General features: G+C 69.2%; 18 protein-coding genes. 9 read left to right on the top strand and 9 right to left on the bottom strand.

Features of this window, described 5'->3' with window-relative positions:
• Positions 1-50 precede the first annotated feature (50 nt).
• The 4 genes from ACFUMH_RS01825 to ACFUMH_RS01810 form a co-directional block, all read right to left on the bottom strand.
• Complete coding sequence (locus ACFUMH_RS01825) at positions 51-1082, bottom strand: aldo/keto reductase (RefSeq protein WP_378199463.1); 1032 nt, start codon at positions 1080-1082, stop codon at positions 51-53.
• Positions 1083-1172: 90 nt separating this feature from the next.
• Entirely contained in the window at positions 1173-2153 is a 981-nt protein-coding gene (locus ACFUMH_RS01820; RefSeq protein WP_378199460.1) for an NAD-dependent epimerase/dehydratase family protein, read from the bottom strand.
• Positions 2150-4858 carry an alpha/beta fold hydrolase gene (locus ACFUMH_RS01815; RefSeq protein WP_378199457.1) on the bottom strand — a complete coding sequence of 903 codons (2709 nt, stop codon included), beginning with the start codon at positions 4856-4858 and terminating at the stop codon, positions 2150-2152. Before ACFUMH_RS01815 ends, ACFUMH_RS01820 begins: the two co-directional genes overlap by 4 nt.
• Positions 4858-5880 carry a 3-oxoacyl-ACP synthase III gene (locus ACFUMH_RS01810; RefSeq protein WP_378199454.1) on the bottom strand — a complete coding sequence of 341 codons (1023 nt, stop codon included), beginning with the start codon at positions 5878-5880 and terminating at the stop codon, positions 4858-4860. Before ACFUMH_RS01810 ends, ACFUMH_RS01815 begins: the two co-directional genes overlap by 1 nt.
• 862 nt (positions 5881-6742) lie before the next feature.
• Between ACFUMH_RS01810 and ACFUMH_RS01805 the strand changes: the two genes are divergently transcribed.
• Together ACFUMH_RS01805 and ACFUMH_RS01800 are read left to right on the top strand one after the other, a co-directional pair.
• Positions 6743-6919 (top strand): hypothetical protein, encoded by a 177-nt coding sequence (locus ACFUMH_RS01805; RefSeq protein WP_378199450.1) that lies wholly within the window; start codon positions 6743-6745, stop codon positions 6917-6919.
• Positions 6920-7368: 449 nt separating this feature from the next.
• Positions 7369-7788 (top strand): hypothetical protein, encoded by a 420-nt coding sequence (locus tag ACFUMH_RS01800; protein WP_378199447.1) that lies wholly within the window; start codon positions 7369-7371, stop codon positions 7786-7788.
• Positions 7789-8118: 330 nt separating this feature from the next.
• Here the strand turns inward: ACFUMH_RS01800 and ACFUMH_RS01795 are convergent, their stop codons facing one another.
• The 3 genes from ACFUMH_RS01795 to ACFUMH_RS01785 form a co-directional block, all read right to left on the bottom strand.
• Complete coding sequence (locus tag ACFUMH_RS01795) at positions 8119-9807, bottom strand: DUF4209 domain-containing protein (RefSeq protein ID WP_378199444.1); 1689 nt, start codon at positions 9805-9807, stop codon at positions 8119-8121.
• Positions 9808-10050: 243 nt separating this feature from the next.
• The gene (locus ACFUMH_RS01790; protein WP_378199500.1) at positions 10051-10932 is read right to left on the bottom strand and encodes an FRG domain-containing protein; all 882 of its coding nucleotides are present in this window, start codon (positions 10930-10932) and stop codon (positions 10051-10053) included.
• A 325-nt stretch (positions 10933-11257) separates the two neighbouring features.
• Positions 11258-13195, bottom strand: a complete 1938-nt coding sequence (locus tag ACFUMH_RS01785; protein ID WP_378199441.1) for a hypothetical protein — start codon at positions 13193-13195, stop codon at positions 11258-11260.
• A 121-nt stretch (positions 13196-13316) separates the two neighbouring features.
• On the opposite strand from ACFUMH_RS01785, the gene ACFUMH_RS01780 reads away from it, so the two are divergent.
• From ACFUMH_RS01780 to ACFUMH_RS01750, 7 genes are all read left to right on the top strand, one after another.
• A complete protein-coding gene (locus ACFUMH_RS01780) occupies positions 13317-14204 on the top strand; it encodes a nuclease-related domain-containing protein (protein WP_378199438.1) in 888 nt (295 codons plus the stop codon).
• Between the two features lie 158 nt (positions 14205-14362).
• Positions 14363-14986 carry a hypothetical protein gene (locus tag ACFUMH_RS01775; RefSeq protein WP_378199435.1) on the top strand — a complete coding sequence of 208 codons (624 nt, stop codon included), beginning with the start codon at positions 14363-14365 and terminating at the stop codon, positions 14984-14986.
• A 125-nt stretch (positions 14987-15111) separates the two neighbouring features.
• Positions 15112-15330, top strand: coding sequence for a helix-turn-helix domain-containing protein (locus ACFUMH_RS01770; RefSeq protein ID WP_378199433.1), 219 nt, complete (start codon positions 15112-15114; stop codon positions 15328-15330).
• Positions 15330-15767: a hypothetical protein gene (locus tag ACFUMH_RS01765; protein WP_378199430.1), complete on the top strand. Its 438-nt coding sequence runs from the start codon at positions 15330-15332 to the stop codon at positions 15765-15767. Before ACFUMH_RS01770 ends, ACFUMH_RS01765 begins: the two co-directional genes overlap by 1 nt.
• A 434-nt stretch (positions 15768-16201) precedes the next feature.
• Complete coding sequence (locus ACFUMH_RS01760) at positions 16202-16474, top strand: tyrosine-type recombinase/integrase (RefSeq protein ID WP_378199427.1); 273 nt, start codon at positions 16202-16204, stop codon at positions 16472-16474.
• Between the two features lie 104 nt (positions 16475-16578).
• On the top strand, positions 16579-16971 hold the full coding sequence (locus ACFUMH_RS01755; RefSeq protein WP_378199424.1) for a hypothetical protein: 393 nt from the start codon (positions 16579-16581) through the stop codon (positions 16969-16971).
• Positions 16968-17639 (top strand): hypothetical protein, encoded by a 672-nt coding sequence (locus ACFUMH_RS01750; protein WP_378199421.1) that lies wholly within the window; start codon positions 16968-16970, stop codon positions 17637-17639. The genes ACFUMH_RS01755 and ACFUMH_RS01750 overlap by 4 nt, the downstream gene beginning before the upstream one ends.
• Before the next feature lie 269 nt (positions 17640-17908).
• On the opposite strand, the gene ACFUMH_RS01745 is transcribed toward ACFUMH_RS01750, so the two are convergent.
• Entirely contained in the window at positions 17909-18307 is a 399-nt protein-coding gene (locus ACFUMH_RS01745) for an ASCH domain-containing protein (protein WP_378199418.1), read from the bottom strand.
• Between the two features lie 45 nt (positions 18308-18352).
• Positions 18353-19516, bottom strand: coding sequence for a hypothetical protein (locus ACFUMH_RS01740; protein ID WP_378199415.1), 1164 nt, complete (start codon positions 19514-19516; stop codon positions 18353-18355).
• Between the last annotated feature and the right edge of the window lie 26 nt (positions 19517-19542).

Here is a 19542-nt window from a genome sequence, read left to right as displayed (position 1 = left end):
GTGGGCGGACGCGTCGTGGCCGCCGGGCTGACGTCCGGCGGCCGCGCGCCTCAGCGGCCCCCGGTCAGCGACCGGTAGCGCTGCTGCACGCCGGCCGTCCCGTAGGGGTAGTCGTCCACCTCCGGAGCGCTGACCTCAGTGAGCCGCGCGACCGCCTCGGGCGCGAGCTGCAGGTCGGCTGCGCCGAGGTTGTCGTCGAGCTGCTCGACCGTGCGCGCGCCGAGGATCACCGAGGTGACGGCCGGCTGCTCCGCGAGCCAGGCGAGCGCGACCTGCGACATCGAGGCGTCGTGCTCCTCGGCGACCTCGCGCAGGACGTCGAGCACCCGCCACGTCCGCTCGTCCGAGTTGCGGGCCGCCCACGCCTCCATCCCCCGCTGCGGGTTCTCGCCGAGGCGCGTGGCGCCGGTGGGGTCGACGTCCCGCTCGTACTTGCCGGTGAGCCAGCCGCCGGCCAGCGGCGACCACGGCAGCAGGCCGAGGCCGGCGTCGAGCGCGGCGGGGACGACCTCGTGCTCGATGTCACGGACGAGCAGGTTGTACTGCGGCTGGAGCGTCACGGGCGGCGCCCAGTGGTGCGCGCGGGCGACGTGGACCGCCTTGGTCAGCTGCCAGCCCAGGTAGTTGGAGAAGCCGTAGTAGCCGATCTTGCCGGCCGTGACGGCGTCGTCGAGGAACCGCAGCGTCTCCTCGATCGGCGTGTGGGCGTCCCAGGCGTGCACCTGGTAGAGGTCGATGTGCTCCACGCCGAGGCGGCGCAGCGACGCGTCGAGGGCGTCACGGAGGTGCCGACGCGAGAGGCCGAGGTCGTTCGGCCCCTGCCCCATGGGGAACCGCCCCTTGGTCGCGAGGACGACCTGACGCGCCTCCGTCGGGTGCTGCGCCAGCCACCGCCCGATGATCTCCTCGGACGTCCCGGCGCTGTAGACGTCGGCGGTGTCGACGAACGTGCCGCCCGCCTCGAGGAATCGCGTGAGGATCGCGCCGGACGTCTCCTCGTCGGCCTCCGCGCCGAACGTCATCGTGCCGAGCGTCTGCGTGGAGACGACGGTGCCGCTGCAGCCGAGGGTGCGGTACTGCATGGGGTCCTCCTGGGTGGACGCGGATCAGACTTACCCACTCCACCACCGCGGGGTACCGGCGGCGAGCGGGCGGGGTTCAGCGGGCACGGCTCAGCGACCGCGTGCCGCCGCCGCCCGCAGCCGCGCGAGCCCCTCGTCGATCGTCACCTCGGGGCGCCACCGCAGGTCGGCACGCGTGCGCCGCTGGTCGAACCAGTGAGCGGTCGAGAGCTGCTCGGCGAGGAAGCGCGTCATCGGCGGCTCGTCCTGCCCCGGACGCACCCGCCACACCGCCTCCACCGCGCCGCCCGCGGCGCGCGCCACCCCGGCGGGGACGCTCCAGCGCGGGGCAGGCGCACCCGCGGCGGCGCAGATCCCCGCGAGCATCTCGGCCACCGGGCGCGGCTCGCCGTTGGTCACGACGTAGGCGTTGCCGTGCACCGCGTCGTCGTCGGCCCGCTCGAGCGCCGCGGCGATCGCGGCGGCCGCGTTGTCGACGTAGGTGGTGTCGATGAGCGCGCGGCCGCCGTCCAGCAGCGGCAGGCGGCCGGCCCGGGCCCGCGCGACGATCCGGGCGACCAGCTGGGTGTCGCCCGGACCCCAGACCAGGTGCGGGCGCACGGCGACGACGCGCATGCCGTCGCCGTCCGCCGCGAGGGCCGCGAGCTCCGCCCGCGCCTTGGTCCGGGCGTAGTCACCGCGGGCGCGCTCGGGGCCGGCCCGCCGGGCGTCGTCGCCGAAGATCGAGCGGCCGCTGTGCGCGACGGACGGCGACGACACCTGCACGAACCGCGTGGCACCCGAGCCGGCGGCGGCACCCAGGAGCCGCTCGGTGCCGTGCACGTTGACCCGCTCGAAGTCGGCCGGGTCGCCCGCGAGGGAGACCTTCGCGGCGAGGTGGACGACGCCGTCGACGCCTGCGACGGCCCGCGCGACGTCGTCCGCCGCCGTCACCGAGCCGCGCACGTCCTCGACGCCCGGCACGCCGCTCGGGCGGCGCTGGAACGTGCGCACCTCGTGGCCCGCGGCGCGCACGCGCGCGGCGACCGCGCGGCCCAGGAGCCCGCTCGCGCCCGTGACCACGACCCTCACGGGCGGCGCACCCGTCCGCCGGACAGCACGCCCTCGGCCCAGCGGGCGAGCCGGGTGCGGTCGATCTTCGAGTTGTGCCGCACGTCCGTGGGCAGGTCGGGCACGACGAGGACCGCGGCGAGCGGCGCGGGCACGGCGGCGCGGACGGCGTCGGCCAGCTCCGCGGGCGCCAGTCCGGGCCGACGGGTCCGCGGCTGGGTCTCGACGACGGCGACGAGCAGCTGGGTTCCCCGCGGCCCGACCCCCACGATGCCCGCGCGGTCCACGGCCGGGACCGACTCGACGCGCTGCTCGAGGCCGACGGGGGTGCTCACGCCGTCGGCCGTGGTGACGACGTGCGCAAGGCGACCCTCGATCCACAGCCGGCCCTCGGCGTCCAGATGCCCGACGTCGCCCGTGCGGTGCCAGCGCTCGCCGGGGACGTCCCGGACCGCAGCGCGGTCCGTCAGGTGCAGGCGGAAGTAGCCGTCCTTGAGGTGCGGCGCGCTGACGAGGATCTCGCCCGTCCGGCCTGCCTCGGTGGTCGGCTCGCCGGTCGCGGCGCCGTCGTCGTCGAGCGGGCTGATGCGCACCTGGGTGGTCGCGGTGGGGCGACCCACGCAGACACCGCCCGGGTCGCCCTTGGTCCGGGCGGCGGTCGCCTCGCGGATGCCGGCGAGAGTCGCGTCCGTCATGAGCAGCCCCTCGGTCATGCCGTAGGGCGTGTGCGGCTCCGCGTTCGGCATGAGCCGGCCCGCGGCGGCGAGCAGGTGCTCAGGGACGGGGGCACCCGCCGAGAGGAAGGTCCGGACACGGGCGAGCGCGGCGTGGTCGGCGGGGGTCAGGCCGTCGGCCGTCGCGACGACGTTCGCCAGCGCCGCCGGGGACAGGAAGAGGACCGTCGCGTCCACCGCCGCGGCCGCGGCCGCCACGGCCGGGGCGGTGAGGGTGCGCGGGGAGGTGACGTCCATGTCCGGCGTGACCGAGCGTGCGCCCAGGGCCGGTGCGAGCAGCGCGAAGGGCGCGAACCCCGCGACGAGGCCTGTGCCGACGCCGAGGTCGTACTGCGCGCGCAGCGCACCGGCCACGGCGGCGAGCTGCCGGTGGGTGTAGACGACGCCCTTGGCCGGGCCGGTGGAGCCGGAGGTGAACAGCACCGCGGCGGTCTCGTCGGGGCTCGGCTCGTCGGGGAGGTCGACACCGCGCCCCGCGTCCACGAGGTCGACGAGGGCGTGGTCGACGCGGAGGGCGCGGGCAACCGGCGGCGGGAGGGGCGTGGTGGAGATGCGGCGGCCGGGCCAGCCGAGGGCACGGGCGGCCGTGAGCCCGGCGAGGGCGCCGACGACGTGGTCGGGCTGCGCACCGCGGACGGCCCGCGTCAGGCCCTTCACGCCCAGGCCGGCGTCGGCGACCACGACCACGGCACCGATGCGCAGGCAGGCGTAGAGGACGGCGGTCAGGTCCGCACCAGGCGGGACGAGCAGGGAGACGCGGTCCCCCGGCCGCACGCCGACGGCGGTCAGGCCGGCGGCCAGCTCGCGGACGCGCCGGGCGAGGAGCGACCAGGTGACGACGCGCGGTCCCGCGCCGCCGGCCGGGGCCATCTCGACCAGGGCCGTCTGCGTGCTGTCTCGCTGGGCGTCGAGGTGGTGCCACAGGGGCTCGTAGGGCGGCGCGGCGCTGCTAGCCTCGCGGGCCTCGGGCGCGTCGTCGGGTCGCGGAGCGTCGGCTGGCGGCGCGTCGGCCGCCGGGGCGCCCGAACCGGTCGTGGCGCCGGCGAGCCAGTCGAGCGCGGCGGTCGCGTAGTCGACGTCCTCGGCGACCAGGTGCCCGGCGCCCTCGAACCGGTGCACGTCGGCGTGCGGCAGGCGGTCGACGAGGTCGTCGAGGTACTGGTCGCCGAAGATCGGGTCGCCCGGACCCCAGAGCAGCAGCGCCGGGACGTCCAGCTCGCGCACCCCCGCGGCGATGCGGTCGAGCTCGGCGGCGCTGGGGTGCGCGGCCGTCACGGGGATGTCCGCGACGAAGCCCCCGATGCCGCCGCGGCGCTCGGCCCCCCGGTACGGGGCGCGGTAGCCGTCGCGGACCGGTCGGGGCAGGCGCGGGCGGGCGAGCGCGAGCGTCGTCTCGAGGAAGGCCGGCGTCGCGACGGTGGCCCTGCCCAGGACCTCCGGGCGCAGCGCGAGCCGCAGCGGCGCCGGCACCCGCAGGTGCGCCGGCTGGTGCACGGCGGTGTTGAGCAGGACGGCGCCCGCGAGGAGGTCCGGGTGGTCGACAGCCCAGCCGAGGCTGATGACGCCGCCCCAGTCGTGCCCGACCGTGACGACGCGCCCGGCGAGGCCGAGCGCGCTCGTGAGGTCGTCCAGGTCCGCGATCCGCTGCGGCAGCCCGCGCGGCGTCCCGGTGCGCTCGGAGAACCCCATCTCGAGCTGGTCGACGGCCACGACCCGCCACGCCTGCCCGCCGGCCGCGGCCCGGTCGGTCGCCTGCGAGACCAGGCGACGCCACAGGTAGGCCCACGTGGGGTTGCCGTGCACGCACAGCAGCGTGCCGACCGGCTCGACGCCGAGCCGGTCGAGGTGGTCGCCGTTGTCCAGCAGGTGCCAGGTGTGCCCGTCCGGGCCCGCCGTGACCAGGCGCGAGAAGGACGGGTCGAGGCCGTCGAGACCCCGCGGCGGCAGCGAGGCGGGTGCGGTCGCCCCGGCTGCGGCCGGCAGCGCGCCCATCACCAGGCGATCTCCGTCATCGCCGTGTTGATGCCGGAGCCCACGCCCATGAGCAGCACGCGGTCGCCGGGTGAGAGGTGCCGCGCCTCCTCCGCGAGGGTCATGGGGATCGAGGCGGGGCCCACGTTGCCGTACCGCGGGTAGGTGAGCGGCACACGGCTGCGGTCGAGGCCCGCGGCCTTCACGATCGCGTCCGTGTGGACGTCGGAGACCTGGTGGAGGACGTAGCGGTCCATCGCCGACCAGCTCCAGTCCGCCTTCGCCTCCTTCCACGCCGACATGACGAGGTCGAGCCCGCCCTTGAGCAGCGCCTTGGCGTCGGTGAACATCCCGTTCACGCTGCCCACGCACAGCTCGTTGAACTGCGTCGCCGCGCGGGTCACGCCGCCCAGGATCCGGTGGCCCTCGGGGTGGGCGTCGGCCGGCCCGATCACCGCGGCCACGGCGCCCGAGCCGAGCGTCAGGCTCGGGAACTCGCGCATGAAGTCCCGGCGCGTCACGCCCGGCCGGTTGAGCCGGTCGATCGTGATGCCCTGGATCTCGTCGGCGTCCTCACCGTCGACGATGACGGCATACCGGATCTGCCCCGCGTCGATGAGCTGCGCCGCGAGCGTCATGCCGTTGACGAAGCCGAGGCACGCGTTCGCGAGGTCGAAGTTGACCGCCGACGGCGGCATGCCCATGCCGTGGTGCAGACGCACGGCCACCGAGGGCTCGAGGTGCTTGCGGGTGACCGACGTGTTGATGACCATGCCGACGTCACCCGGGTTGATGCCCGCTTCGGCGAGCGCCTTCTCCCCCGCCGCGATGGCGGCCGCGTCGAAGCTCTGACCCTCGGCCCAGTTGCGGCGCTCGTGCACACCGGCGACCCGCTGGAGCAGACCGGTGGGGAGCCGCAGGCGGTCCAGCACCGGCGCGAGCCGACGGTCGATGTCGGCCGACGTCGTCACACGCTCCGCCACCGTCGTCGCCAAGGACAGCAGTGCCGCGTTGCGGTGGACCGACGTCGCGTTGCCCTTCACACGTACCCCTCTCGTGCGCACACATGGCTGTGCCTCGCCCGCACGATCGTGCCCCGGACTGGGCGGCGGCGCCTTTCGAGGCGAAGGGCGGGGATGCGTTCCCGGGGTGCGGCGGCTCACGCGGGGAGGGCTACCGAGCGGATACCGGTCCACACGGGTCCGGCGGGCACCGCGTCCCCGCGCCGACGTCGTCCTCGTCGCTCGCCCCGGCGTAGCCAGTAGACGTGTTGCGTCCAAGGGCGGCGATGAGCCGGCTCGTTGCTTCGGGGGCGTTCTCACGGAATCCGCTCCACGGAGTCGGCTTGGAGGATAGAAGGCTCGTCGACGCCGGTCTCGCGCCCCCAGTTGACGCAGTCGTAGGTCGCCGAAGCACGCCTACCTCCGCACTGGAACGGCATACGAACTCCCCTAAGTGTCCGAGGAGTGCGCACCACTGGCCGCGCCCATACCGACCGAGCAACGAATGACCCGTGAGCCCTATGCCGATAATCCCTCCGCACGTTTGACCGAAGCGTCCGCCGCATCCCACCGCCAGCGGGAGTGGCGACCTCAACGGGCTCGCCTTCCCACTTCTCTCTGACCCTCGAGTCAGGGAGCGCCCACAAAACGGCAAACGCGAAGGCCCACCGGTCGAACGCATGGATCCACACGGCCCCAAGTCCGCAAGCGAGGGATCGGAATCCGTAGCCAGAGCGCACACCGCGGTCGGTTTGGGCGCAGTGGACCCGTGCCGGTTGATGTGCCGGCGAATAGCCACGTATCGTTCCCGCCTCGGCCACCGACACTGCTCCCTTCGGGCGAACGTGTCGGTGGTGGATGGGAAGGTCACCGCACATCCCGGGCACCAGATCAGGGGCGACTGATGGAAGGGAACACGGTGCGGCATCTGATCAAGGCGGGGCTGCTGCTCTTGGTGGCGTTCGGGCTGTTGACGAACGCGCTAGGAGTCAGAGACGCCGCCGCGCTGGCCCTGACGGCGTTCTCGACGTGGTTCGGGGAGCACTTCGGCAGCGTCATAGTCCAGTCCCTGGCCAATTGACGGTCAGCGCGGGCCCCCTTCCCCGGACCAGAGGAGGGGGTACGGGGCGCGAGGCCGAAGTCGTCGGCCGTTTCTTGGGCACCATGGTGGCGATCTCGGGAGCACTGTCGCGCCGACGCAATGCGCCCGTGGTCGCGCGACCATGCAGTCGGTCCTTGCCGGGCGGTGGAGGACCCTCAGACACGTTGACGCTGACGGAGTCCCGGCGGTCGAAGCGAGCACTGAGTTCGCGTGCGCGCTCTCGGGCCTAGCGAGGCCGGAATTCCTCGTAGTCCTTCGCCACGCCGATGAGTGTTGCGGATCGCCAACAGGTGACCGCACTGCCACGCCACACACGGCGGACACCTGACTGCGATCTCGCAGATCGGGTAGGCCCTCGCACCCATCGCGGGGCGTCATCGCCGCCGCCAGTCACCTATGCAGCACATCGTTTCGGCCATGATGACGGTATGACGACCGAGGGCTCTGGATACGTGCCGAACGAGCTGCTGTCGCGCCTGGTTGGTTTCCGGCTCTACTCCGTCCAGTTCGTCATGGACTACGTCCAGCTCCGGTTCGACGGCCCGACCGACGACATGCCGGTGCTCAACAGGGACGTCATGCCCGCAGTCGAGACGTCGGCGGGCGTGATCGTTCCCGGAGACCGGGGGCACGCCGACGCCCTCGTCGCCCTGATCTCGGACGAAGTCGTCGGGACCACGGAGGGGACGGGCAGCGGCCTGCGGATCGAGTTCTCGTCGGGGACCGTCGTGCTGCATCCCAAGTTCGAGGACCTCGTCGGCCCGGAGATCGCACTCCTTGATGGCTTCGCGGACGGGCAGTGGATGTGCTGGCGCCCCGGCGAGGAGTCGTTCGAAGACCTCGCATGACGTGACGGCCCGGATGGATTCACCGCCTGTCCGGCGGCGTCCGTCCGCGTCTCTGACGGGCCGCCCACGCCCCGCGATGAGACGCTCACCGCGAGTCTGAAATGGACAGGCAGCTCCGGCGTTCGTGTCGGTCAAGTTGTCGGACCTGCACAACGACTCGGTGCGCCTGGGCAGATTCGAACTGCCGACACCCGCTTTAGTAGTGCGATCTTGGGAAGGCTGCAACGTGCTGCCCCGCGGAACTACATGCGGGTAGTTCGCGTGGTGACCGCGTTCCGGGTGCTCGCTCACCACACGCTGACCACGCCAGCGAGGTACCGGCCATGAGCCTTACGACCCAGCGTCTTCTTCCGCGGCCTGATCCGGCTCGGTCGCGCCCACATCGGGCGCCTGGGCGACTTGCCAGGTTCCCAGGATGAGGCCGATGTGGATGGCGAGCGCAGCATCGGCGGCAGTTGCTTCTTCCATGAGGCCATGGAGCCCTCGGTTGCGAAGGTTCAGGCCGAGTCTGTCCACGAGGATTCTCGACATGTACCGACGCTGAGCCTCGGGGGCGCGGCCCTTGAGAATCCGGAGCAGTTCGCCAAGTCCCTTGTAGTTGCCGTAGCGCGTCCCGTCCGTCCTCGGCTCCTCGTATATGGAAAGGCCCAGCGACCTCGCGATCCGCCGCACAGCCCTTTCAATTCTTGGAAGCAGAACAAACAACGAAGCCTCGTAATCGCCCGCAATATAGTGTCCGAACGCCCGCCCCATGCTCGCCGCCCCGGCGGTGTCAAACGCTGACGCTTCAACAAATTGCTTCACAGCTTCGCCGGTTGCGCCACGTGCGGTAGCCCGAGCGAGAACCTCCACAACGAAGTTTGCCCATAGGCCTATTCCCATGGACTCGTGTTGTGCTACCGCCCGCTCGAACTTCTGATCATCGGTAACCACGTGAGCGACAGGCATGCCGTCCGAGTCGAGAACCACCGTCGAGAACAGGTGCTGGAGTGGGTACTCTGCCATCTGCGATCTGACGATCTCCTGGACCTGATCCAGATCGCCGTCCAGCGGACACTGCAGCGCCAATCTCGCGAGCCATATTGCTACATCGTCTCCTCCGAGGACGTTCTCGACGAAACGTTCGATCTCCTCAACAGGAATTGACACTTCCGTCGCTACGCGCTGCATGCCCAGCTCGTCCGGCGTTCTTGGCACCTCCAGCTTGGAGCGTAAACGGTCAGCGTCCGAGACCATACCTTCATTGGTCGCAAGCTCAAGCGCCCGCTCCAGGTAGTTGAGCGAGGCAAAGTCAGAAGCCTCGTCGGCGCGCTTCTCCCAAGCGTCGATCGCAACCCGCGCCAATGGCCGCCGAAGATGCGTTTGGCCCCCAGCGAGCGCGAGCTGAAGGGCAACGACGTCCTGAACGATGAATGGGTCGTCGGCGTAACGCGTCAGTGCCATATCGAGCAGTTCGCCATACTTCTGCGGACGCACCTCCAACGGGAGGGATCCCAACGGCGTTGCTAGCCGCAGAGCGACGCCCGGGCTCCACTCGGCTGACGCCAACGTCTCCTTGAGAGCCCGGACCATGGCGTCAACCACCGACGCTGCCAGTGATGCATCCCTCAACTCCTGCGAGATGGTGAGGGCTCGGACGAGCTGGTGGGCCTTGTCGACCGCGTGTTGCCCTTCGGAGTCCCAGAGCCCTGCATACGCGTCGACCGCCGCACGCGCGTGCTGGTCAGGACGGGGCTTCGCACGACTGACCCAGAGCAGGTCGTTGAGTCTGGCTGCGACGAGCGGGACGTCGGCGAGCTCATCCGCAGCCTCTTGCCAGACGGCGAGTGTCGGCTCCCCCACTTGGCTTAGCGGCTCGGGGTACTGGCGGCCGTCGGCAAGCTCGATCATCGGGCCGTAGGGCTCATCCCGCACGTCGGCGGAGCGAGGGTGATAGTCCATCGCCTGCGCGAGGGCGCGCACAGAACTCGGGGGTTCAGGCCCAAACTCGGAGCGCAGGCGCTCGGTGAGCTCATACATCTCGCGAGCGTCCGCTGCCGCGGCCCTCACTCGCGCATAGTCGACAGAGGCGGCCTCCGGCCCATCCTCGTGGATCGGTGACTGTGACATGGCGTAACGGTAGCGCCGAGCTCAGACAAACTGGCCCTTCCGCAACGTTCCGGCGCCGGCGTTGTCCGCTCAGCGGCTGTCCCGCCGAGGACGGGTTAGCCCCTGCGGTCGTGACGCTCAACCCGGCGAGTGTGCAACTAGGGGACATCCCGCCTACTCACCCGAGTCACTGGCATCCGCTGACGCACCCAGCTCCTCCCATTGAGGTAGTCCGTACTCGCGGAAGCCCTGATAGTCGGGAAACAACGCGCGGGCGTGCCGATTGTAAGAGCCCTGGAGGTAGGCCAACAGCTTCTTCTTGAGTGTCGATCCGATGAAAATCGCCACGAAGGGCAATGGCCGTGGCGCGCCTCGCTCGGGGTCCGCGAGTAGTCGGCGCGTTAACTCCTGAGGATTCCCGCGGCCTCCCCCAATCTCCAGTCCCATGAATGGCTCGTTGTGCGCGAGGTGACGAAGACTTCGTTCGGGGACGGCCCCGGCTACAAAGAACCCCTCCTGCGCCCGCAGACGGGCGTTTGGAGTCGATTGCTCGACGATAAATGGCTCGTTCGTGGTCAATGCCAGATCGATCCGCCACTCGCTCCCGAGGCGCAGGGTTCCGTCGTCCCACAACCCGAAGGGCACGCCTACCGTATCGAACCTTCGAAAGCGGGTTACGTTCAGTGCAAGAACTACGCCGCTTCTCGCCAGACGACGACCGTCGTCGAGATCTCTTTCCGGTGCGGACTGACAGGCAAACCAGAGAGCAGTCATCGGATTGCTGGTGAAATCAATGAGTCGCGTTGGAATACCGTAGTGCTGAAGATCTGCAAGAAGCTGAAGATCGTCCACTTGACCAAACTCGCCAACCCCAAGACCCCATTGGCGAGCTCGCTCCACGATGGCACGTTCGGCAGCTCGCAGACTCGCCTCGGTGGCTCGCCTCCCGAGCCGGCGCTGAAGGGAGGACGTCACCGAGAAGTCGGCGCTCGACATGCCGCGCCAAGCGAACTGTTGCCCACGGCTGTAGACACCGATTCGCCCGAGCACTTGCATGACCTCGGCGGCGCTCTTCGGTTGGACGTACCAACCGCGGCGCTTCCACCCCGAGCCGTTGTTGCCGATAGACAATGCGACCTCCGATTTGCGTCCTCTAACCAGCCACCGTCACGCCCTTGCGCAGGATCCCATGGAACCAGCCGCATGCGGCGGCCCGGGTGGCAGCTTGAGCGCGTCGAGTCCTGCACGCCGTCGGCCCTCTGGGCGGCTTGGTCAACGAGAACCAGCGGGCGGTCCACCGAGCACTGTGCGCATGCAAGAAGAGTCACGCGCTGGGCCAGTCACGACGCGCCGGCCCGGGCACTCTGGATGCTGCGGAGCATCAGGGAAGCTCGAGCTCGCCTGCGCGGAGCCACTCCCTCCACGTGCGGCTGGCCTTCAGTGACCCCACGTCGCTGAGGCGAAGAGCGCGGATGGTCTCGTTGAGCAACTCCTCGGCGGCAGGGTCCTTCGCTTCGAACGCCCAGGCCCGGAGTTGCTTGAGCTGACGGGTTCGCGCGAGATCTTCCGCGCTAAGCGCGTCCCAGCCGATGGCCGCTACGGCCGCTCGAAGGCGACCCTCCGTGAGCCACGGCGCGCCGTCGACCCGAGCAACCCGGCAGCCAACAACCGTCTGCCAGAGGAACCCCTCAGTCTCCGCGTCGGCATGGTCATGGACTGCCTGCCGATCCACCTCCAGGTGGCGAGCATCGGTCCCCCACTGGTGTGCAACGGAGACAACGTCGACATGGGCCGGGGCGAGCGCAAGGGACGCAGCAGCGATCGCGAAGGTAGGAGGTCCTCCCCCGACGACTTCGAGTTCCATCCGGTCGCCTTCGAGACGCAGGCTCTCCAGGGAAATGCCATGAGCCTCCAGACCGAAGCGGACGAGGGCCTCCGTCGAGGGCTGGTAGAGACCGAGGTCCGTGGGTCGGTGATCGGTGTAGCCCCTGAGCAGGAGCGCGTTGTCGAGCGCGAGATGGATGCCCGCGACCATCTCGGTGAGCGCCAGGACATCATCGAAGAGCTCCTCCCAGTGCACAGTGTTGCTGAAGGACCTCAGAGAGAACTCAACAAAGTTGCCGTTCAAGCGATACGCGTGCCCGCCGTGGCTCGCCGCGTGCCGGTAGCCCTTTTCGACACGGCGGAAGATGCCGGCGAGCTCAGGCGCCTCATGAGCGAGACGCGCGACTTCCGTCGCGTCCAAGCGCATCAGGCGGGCGTACTCCCGGGTGCTCGAACTCGTGCCGACGAGCATCAACGAGCCGAGCGGGGCGACGAGATCTTCAACCAGAGTCCCGTAGAGCTTCACGAGCTGACGCACGACGCCCTCTGACGTTGCCCCGGCCCGCGTCAGAAGCGTGGCCTGCGCGTACGCCTCCGTCCAGAGCGACGAGGCGCGCTGGAAGTCGTCGCGGATGCGTGCATCTGCGAAGGCCGCCGCGAACCCCTCCCGGTTCGTGGCGATCGCTCTCGCTGTGGCTGCCAAGGTGGCGGCCCAGGTCGCACTGTCCAGGTAGACGGACGCGGAGAGCTCCTGCGCCAAGAACGTGACCCCTGCGGTAGCCGCCGCCTCGCCGCCGGTGACCTCAGCCAGCCGGCGCCGGCCAGCGTCGTCGACCTCTGGGATAGACGATCCGGCGTGCTGAGCAAGCAAGACTGAGATCAACCGCTCGACGGTGCCAGCGAGCTCTCCATCCCCCTCGAGGGCGCGCCCGGCCGCTTGCAGGCCTTCGTATCTGTCGATCGATTCGACCGCCCGGTCGATTTCCCGCTGCGCCCGGCCCGCTGCCTTCTGCGCCGCAAGCGGGGTCTCCGCCGTGAGCGCCTCAAGGTATGCCGCAGCGATCGCGGCCAGCGCGGCGCTCCGTCCCCGAAGTGACGCCAGTTGGGACACGAGCGGGCGTCGCGCCCCGTATCGTTCAAGGAGCCCCTGCGTTTCGGCGATGCCCGCGAGCGATTCTCCCAACTCGCCCGCGGCGCCCTTCCGGGCAGCAGCGATGCCAGCGACCGCACTAACCAGGGCTTCGAGTTCCTCGCCTTGGCGGGCCCATATCGTGGGGGCGGCTAGCGCGAGGGGCGGCAAGTCGACGGGCGGTCCCGGCCTGTCAACGGTCTCGGGCTTGGCTAGCTCAACGGCTTGCCGACGCTGTTGTACCTGAACGTTCACCTCGGACGGTGCAGCCTTCGCACCGCACGACGCACAAGCGACGCCGAGAATCCGTTCAGGATCTCCGCACCGCCGACAAGTGACCCGGTCGAAGCCGAGCGTGAACTCCATTGTGATTCCGAGACCTCTCCGGGAGTTGCCAGAACTGAACGTATCGCTCCGCCACCTCGCTTGGGAGGCTGACCGTGACGACTGGGCTTGAGGCTCAGCCTCTTGCCGCCGATGGAGGAGCATGACGACCACCTCCGGCGGGGACGCCGTCACCGCGGCCAAGGTGATGCCCCTGCGCTACGCGGGCACTTGTGAGGCATGCGGCTCGGACCTCGCCGCCGGGACGCGCGCGGGATACTCGAAAACCACGAGGACTGTCCGCTGTCTCCCCTGCCTCGAGCCGGCGCCTCCTGAGGTGCCGGCTGCCAGCGTGACGGAGCCGACGCCGAGACAAGCCCCCGAACCCGTCGAGTCGGGGGCGGCGGGCTCCTCCGCCCGACGCGAGTACGAACGTCGGTCCGCGAAGCGCGAGGCGCGCATCCGCGAAGCGCACCCACGGCTCGGAAGCCTGATCCTCGCGCTGACCGATGAACCGCAGAGCACGACCGCGTGGGCCAGCGGCGCCCGCGGGGAGGAGCTACTCGGGGCGCGACTGGCCGATCTCACGGAGAAGGGTGTCCGCCTCCTCCACGACCGCCGCATCCCCGGGACGAGGGCGAACATCGACCACATCGCCGTTGGGCCCACGGGCGTTCACGTCATTGACGCCAAGCGCTACAAAGGCCGCCGGCCGTCCCTCCGCGTCGAGGGCGGGCTGCTCCGCCCGCGGGTGGAGAAGCTCCTCGTCGGCTCCCGCGACTGCACCCGCCTGGTCGAGGGCGTCCACAAGCAGATCGGTCTCGTCCGGTCCGCACTCGACGCCGGGACGCTCACGGACGTGCCTGTGCAGGGCAACCTGTGCTTCATCGAGGCTGATTGGCCCCTCATCGGCGGGTCGTTCGTCATCGCCGACGTCGCGGTCATCTGGCCCAAGAAGCTCGCCGAGCGCCTCGTCGCCGCGGGCTCGATGAGCGAGGCGGAGGTCGAGACGGTTTACCGAGTCCTGGCACAGGCTTTCCCAGCCGCGTGAGCCCGAAGTAGGGCCCTGCGAGACGCCCCCACACTGGCCGCCCCGCGACTGCTCGTAGCGACCTGAGGGCGTCGCCGTCCGGTGTGGCGCGGGCACGACGCGATGCTCGACACCTCGATCAACGCAGTCCGGTCGTCAGCGAGCGGGGCCGCGTCGCCGTGCTGCAGGCGGTCGACAACCGGACCGTCCGCGAGATCAACGCCCGCATCCGCGCAGGCCGCATCACCACCGGCGACGTCGCCCCGGCGGGGATGAGCCTGCACGACGGGCTGACGGCCGGCGTCGGGGACCGGATCGTCACCCGCCGCAACCACCGGCGCCTGACCACCGCGGACGGGTTCGTGCGCAACGGCGCCCTGTGGGAGGGCACCGCCGTCCTGTCCGACGGACCGCTCCGCATTCGCCCTGCCAGCGACGCCGACGCGGCCACCGTCCGGCTGCCCGCCGACTACGTGGCCGAGCACGTCGAGCTCGGCTACGCGACGACCATCGCCCGCACGCAGGGCATGACCGTCGACGAGACCCACACCATCGCCTCCCCCTGCATGGGCCGTGAGGACCTCTATGTCGCGATGAGCCGCGGCCGCCACACCAACCGCACCTACGTCGTCCACGACCACGGCGACCCAGAGTGCATGCCCGGCCACGCGCCGTCGTCGGGCCGCGAGATTCTGGAGCGGGTCCTCGCCACCAGCCACGCCGAGCCGAGCGCCACCGAGACCTGGGACCCCTACCACCCGGGTCGGGCCGCGCCGCTTGTGCCGCCCGGGCGTCCACAGTAGGCGTGGAGCGTCGTGCCTCCACAGCCTGCGCCGCATCACTTGACCGCAGCGCCGCCGTCGTCCGCCGATCGACCTGTGCTCGGTCGCTGACCGCTCCACCCAACGCAAGAAGAAGGAGAAGAACGATGACCACCAAAACACAGCACAGCGATCGCTCGACCTCGACTCCGGCGCGGCAGTACTACCGCGTGAAGGACGCGGCACGGGCGCTCGGGGTGTCACCCCGGACGCTGTACGACCTGGTCGAGCGCGAGCAGATCCCGTGCCGGCGGCTCGCCACGGTGATCCTCCTCCCGGCGGCATGGGTCGAGCGCGACCCGACGATGCCGGTAAAGCGGCGCTGATGTTCGTCACCATGCGGCTGCACCCGACGGGGAACGTGACCTGGCGCGCGAAGGTGTTCTTCGAGGGCCGGTCATCACGCACCGTTCGTTCGGGCGCCGGGTCGACGCCAAGCGCTGGGAGGCGGACCAGCTCGCAAGAGCTGAACGCCGGCTCGTGGATCGATCCGGCGCGCGGGCGGATGACGTTCGCGGCGCTGGCCGGGGGGTGGCAGGCCTCGCGTGGGCACTTGGCGGTGCGCAGCCAAGAGACCACGCGGTTCCTACTGGACAAGTACGTGATCCCGGAGATCGGGGCGTACCCGATCTCCGGGATCTCGGCGGCCGACGTCGAGCGGGTGATGTCGGCGCTGACGGCTCGTGGGCTGGCGACGGCGACGCGGCGTCGGACGCTGTCGATGATCCGGCTGGTGTTCGACTACGCGCTCCGCGATCCGTGACCGGCGGCTGGCCGTGAACGCGGCGCGGATGGTGGCGCTGTCCCGCGGCGGGACCAAGCGCGAGCCGCGGTGGCTGCGAGCCGAGCAGCTCGGCCGGTTGGTCATGGCGGTGCCACCGCTGTGCCAGCCGGTGATGCTGTTCCTCGGAACCACGGGATGCCGGTTCTCCGAGATGGCGGCGCTGCGGGTCGACGACGTCGTGCAAACCCGCACGGGCTCGGGGTGCGGGTGCACCGGGCGACGACACAGTCCAACCGGACCAGCGGCGCGGTGTTCGGACCGACCAAGACGCATTAGACCCGGACCGTACCGGTGCGGGCGGCGCTCGATGAGTACGTGCAGAGGCGCGTCGCCGGCGCGACTCCGGGCGGGTACCTGTTCCCGAGCCCGAGCGGGGGCGTGTGGGCAAACACCAACTCCGGGGCGCGGTCAGGGTGGATGGACGCGACGAGGCGGGCCGGGGTCGAAGGGACGACGATCCACCCCTGCGGCACACCGCAGCGTCGCTGCTCATCGCCGCCGGCGCCGGCGTGAAGGCGGTACCGGAGATCCTCGGGCACTCGACTTCGACGATGACGATGGACCGCTACGAGCACCTGTCTAGCGATGCCACATGGCAAGCGATGGAACGGCTGCTGCTGATCCCGCTGATGCAGGCGCCGCGGGAAAATCGAACCGGACCTCAGGGGTGGGTGCGGACCCGGTGAGCGCAGACGACGTGCGCCCCGAGAGGGGTGCGTGGTTGCACCCGACCGCAGGGATCTCCCCGCACGCCGTAGCCTCCACCGCCATCGTCAGCCAGACTGCGCGCGTGGACGCGAACGAGTACGGCGAGTTCCTCCGCTATACCAGGGAGAGGGTGCGCCTCAGCGGTCGGGCGGATATCGACGAACAAGCGGTGCGCTCGCAGTTTGGAGGAGCCGACAGAGTCGACGACGCCGTGATCAGCTACCTCGTGGGACTGCGGAGCGAACTGGCGCTTCGCTCGGAGACAGGTGCCCGCGAAGCGATGCGCCGATTCAGGGGCGTATCGACGGACACGGGACAGCCAATCGAGGGGATAGTCCTTGATCTCGTCGGCGAGGACGCAGCGGCGTATGGCACCGACCGAATCGAGCTGAGTGGTCGGTCCGCTCTCAACGAGGTCGTGGCTGACCTCGACCAGCTCATCTCCGAGATCATTCAGGACCGGCCAGTCCGATGAGCCTCACACTCGCTGAGGCAAAGAAGCGAATCGACCGAATACTGTCGACGTATGCGGCGAGCACCACGTCTGTCAGCCTGCTGAGCGACTCCCTAACTGCAGGGAAGGTGTACGAGGCATGGGTCCTGAGCGTGGTGCTAGAGCGTCTGCGCGACGACGAGGGCTACAACGTCCAACTGGTGAACGGTACCCAGGTTCACCTGAAGTCCTCACCAGGCCCGATCAACGCTTCCTACCCGCATTTTTTGCTACGCGCTCCTGGTCGATCATCCCTGGACGTCTGGACGGATGTCGAATTCGCCACGCTCAGCCACAAGAGGCGGGGAGAACCAGGCCCGCCTTCCAGTGCGTTTCGCCACGAGTTGGACATCTGTGTTGTACCACGCGGCACCTCAGGCTATCCATCCCACGATGCGGTTCTCCTAGGGGTCGAATGTAAGAACACCAGCTTCGAAAAAGTCATGGCCCGGGCCGCTCTAGGGGTCCGGCGTGAGCTGAGCCTGCTCTGCCACCCCAGGGCGACGCACTTTGACCGATGGCCCAGGGCTCTCGTTCCCGCAGATCCCCCATCCGTCCTGATGGTATACGCGACCGATCCGAAGGTGACGACATACCAAGAGGCCGGTGAAGTCTTCGGGGTTGGCTTCTACCATGAGCCGATGCTGTAGCATCAGCGACCCGGCTCGCATTTGAGTACGCGATCCACTACCGGTGACTCTCGGTGATCGCTGCACGGGAGGTGTCGCTCCCTCGCGTCGCGATCAAACGCGAGCCACCTGGCTCTTCCGATGGAACGAGAGCTGGCGATGTGGCTACTGTGGGCCCTACTCCCACAAGCTCCGTCGCCGGTGCGCGACCTGACCGCGTCCGACAGAAAGCACGCACCGAGGTGAAGATCTATCTCGAGCGCCGACCGTGAATGGGCAGCGTGGGCAACTTATCGCCGCGTGATGCGGCTTAGGAGTTCCACGTCTCGAACTGAGAGGTATCGCCAGGACATCGGAGCACGGAGATCCGCCCGCAAGTCAGCCAGTCGCACCGGCACCGCGAACTGGACCGAGTTCCGTAACTCAATGACGGATGCCTGCTCGACACCTGCGAAGTACTCGTTGAAGGCGTCGATTTCAATCGCCGCTCGGTGCCCGTATCCTCGCCAGGCGGTGACGGGCGAAAGGCGCCTGACAGCCGTTACCTCGACCGTCCCCAGGATGGAGCCGAGAGGAGCGGTCGCGTACACCACAACGATCCGAACAGAGTCCGGAAAGGGACGACGCCGAAGTTCAACTGTCTTCCTGCCCTCGAAGATGGCGGCGGCGTACTTTGGATGGATGGACATCAGCGCATGGTACGTGGCCCGCTGCTCTAGGTTAGGCACCAGGGTTCAACCGCCTGGCTTGACGCTCAGAATCCACCGCTCGGCTCGGCGGAAGGTCGAGCGCGGGCGGATGAAGCGACCTGATGCCCAGCCACGGAGCCGCTCGTACGCGGCGATCACGCTCGCGAGCGAGGCGCCGAATACGAAAACGAGAACGCCCTTCAACGAGGCGAGATCAAGGTGGATGTCTGAAGCTAACACCCACCCGCCGAGCCGGACAGCACCCCAGGCGAGCATAACGCCGACGAAGTTGAGCAAAGCCAGGGAGTACCAACTCCGCGCCTGAGGACGATGTAGTGACAGCAAGATCCTGAAAGGGTTGTCGGGGTTCGTCGCGCCGTTCTTCGCTTGACCGTCCTCCTCGGTTTTGCGTCGATGGCGCCAGTAGTACACGGCAATTCGATCACCGGAACCACGGAACGTGGCACCCTTCAGGTACTTCAGCCACGCGCCTGTTTCGAGTCGCCTGACGTATCGGAACTCCGGGCTTCTCGCCGCCACGACCAGTCGCGACGGCGCCATTACGAAGATATTGAGGACGTCAACTTCGAGCATTACGTCACGCAGGTGACGTTCCTGCTCTGCGAAACTGCTCTCACGTACGTCGTATAGACGAAAGTCCACCTCGGCGCCGCCGGAGCTCCGGCTCCACCTCCAGAGCGGCGCAGATCCGAACACCCTGAACCTCAGCCGTACATACGCGCGCGAGTTCGGCCCAACTGGCTGCTGCAGGACAACCCTTACGAGAGTCGAGTCCTCCCGGCTCTTCAGGTCCTCTGACACCTCACATTGCGAGGCGTTAACTCGGACTACGTTTACAGGTTCCGCGTAATCTCCGACATAGATTGCGACCGCTCCTGCTGACTGCTCTATCCGAACCGGCCCGCCGAAGACCAACTCCGCGGTATCCTGGTCCACAACGTGCGATTGTAGGTCCTGGACCACGGATGTGCCATCAGGCCACTTGCCCTCCTCGATACGGAAAGGGAGGAGCAAACGAAAGTCGCTTATTGCGAGGCCCGCCGTTGCGAGCTCGACACCCACGTCGAAGTACAACAGACGCCTGGAGCCCAATCCCGGTAGGGACCATAGATTCAGATGGCACTTGCTCACCCGCGGCAATTGATCCTTTGAAGCACCTTGCGGCGCCAGCACCGCGAAGTAGCCCACCGCTAGTCCTCCCGATCGCTCACTTG

This window comes from Cellulomonas sp. NPDC057328 (assembly GCF_042667215.1).
Lineage (GTDB): Bacteria > Actinomycetota > Actinomycetes > Actinomycetales > Cellulomonadaceae > Cellulomonas.
This window is presented reverse-complemented; position numbering and strand designations above follow the sequence as displayed.

Excerpts from the sequence above, each read along its gene's own strand:
- ACFUMH_RS01745 (WP_378199418.1), bottom strand. The coding sequence starts at position 18,307 with ATGTCCATCCATCCAAAGTACGCCGCCGCCATCTTCGAGGGCAGGAAG.
- ACFUMH_RS01795 (WP_378199444.1), bottom strand. The coding sequence starts at position 9,807 with ATGTATGAGCTCACCGAGCGCCTGCGCTCCGAGTTTGGGCCTGAACCC.
- ACFUMH_RS01805 (WP_378199450.1), top strand. The coding sequence starts at position 6,743 with ATGGAAGGGAACACGGTGCGGCATCTGATCAAGGCGGGGCTGCTGCTC.
- ACFUMH_RS01765 (WP_378199430.1), top strand. The coding sequence starts at position 15,330 with ATGTTCGTCACCATGCGGCTGCACCCGACGGGGAACGTGACCTGGCGC.
- ACFUMH_RS01800 (WP_378199447.1), top strand. The coding sequence starts at position 7,369 with ATGACGACCGAGGGCTCTGGATACGTGCCGAACGAGCTGCTGTCGCGC.
- ACFUMH_RS01785 (WP_378199441.1), bottom strand. The coding sequence starts at position 13,195 with ATGGAGTTCACGCTCGGCTTCGACCGGGTCACTTGTCGGCGGTGCGGA.
- ACFUMH_RS01770 (WP_378199433.1), top strand. The coding sequence starts at position 15,112 with ATGACCACCAAAACACAGCACAGCGATCGCTCGACCTCGACTCCGGCG.
- ACFUMH_RS01750 (WP_378199421.1), top strand. The coding sequence starts at position 16,968 with ATGAGCCTCACACTCGCTGAGGCAAAGAAGCGAATCGACCGAATACTG.
- ACFUMH_RS01790 (WP_378199500.1), bottom strand. The coding sequence starts at position 10,932 with ATGCAAGTGCTCGGGCGAATCGGTGTCTACAGCCGTGGGCAACAGTTC.
- ACFUMH_RS01825 (WP_378199463.1), bottom strand. The coding sequence starts at position 1,082 with ATGCAGTACCGCACCCTCGGCTGCAGCGGCACCGTCGTCTCCACGCAG.
- ACFUMH_RS01815 (WP_378199457.1), bottom strand. The coding sequence starts at position 4,858 with ATGGGCGCGCTGCCGGCCGCAGCCGGGGCGACCGCACCCGCCTCGCTG.
- ACFUMH_RS01780 (WP_378199438.1), top strand. The coding sequence starts at position 13,317 with ATGACGACCACCTCCGGCGGGGACGCCGTCACCGCGGCCAAGGTGATG.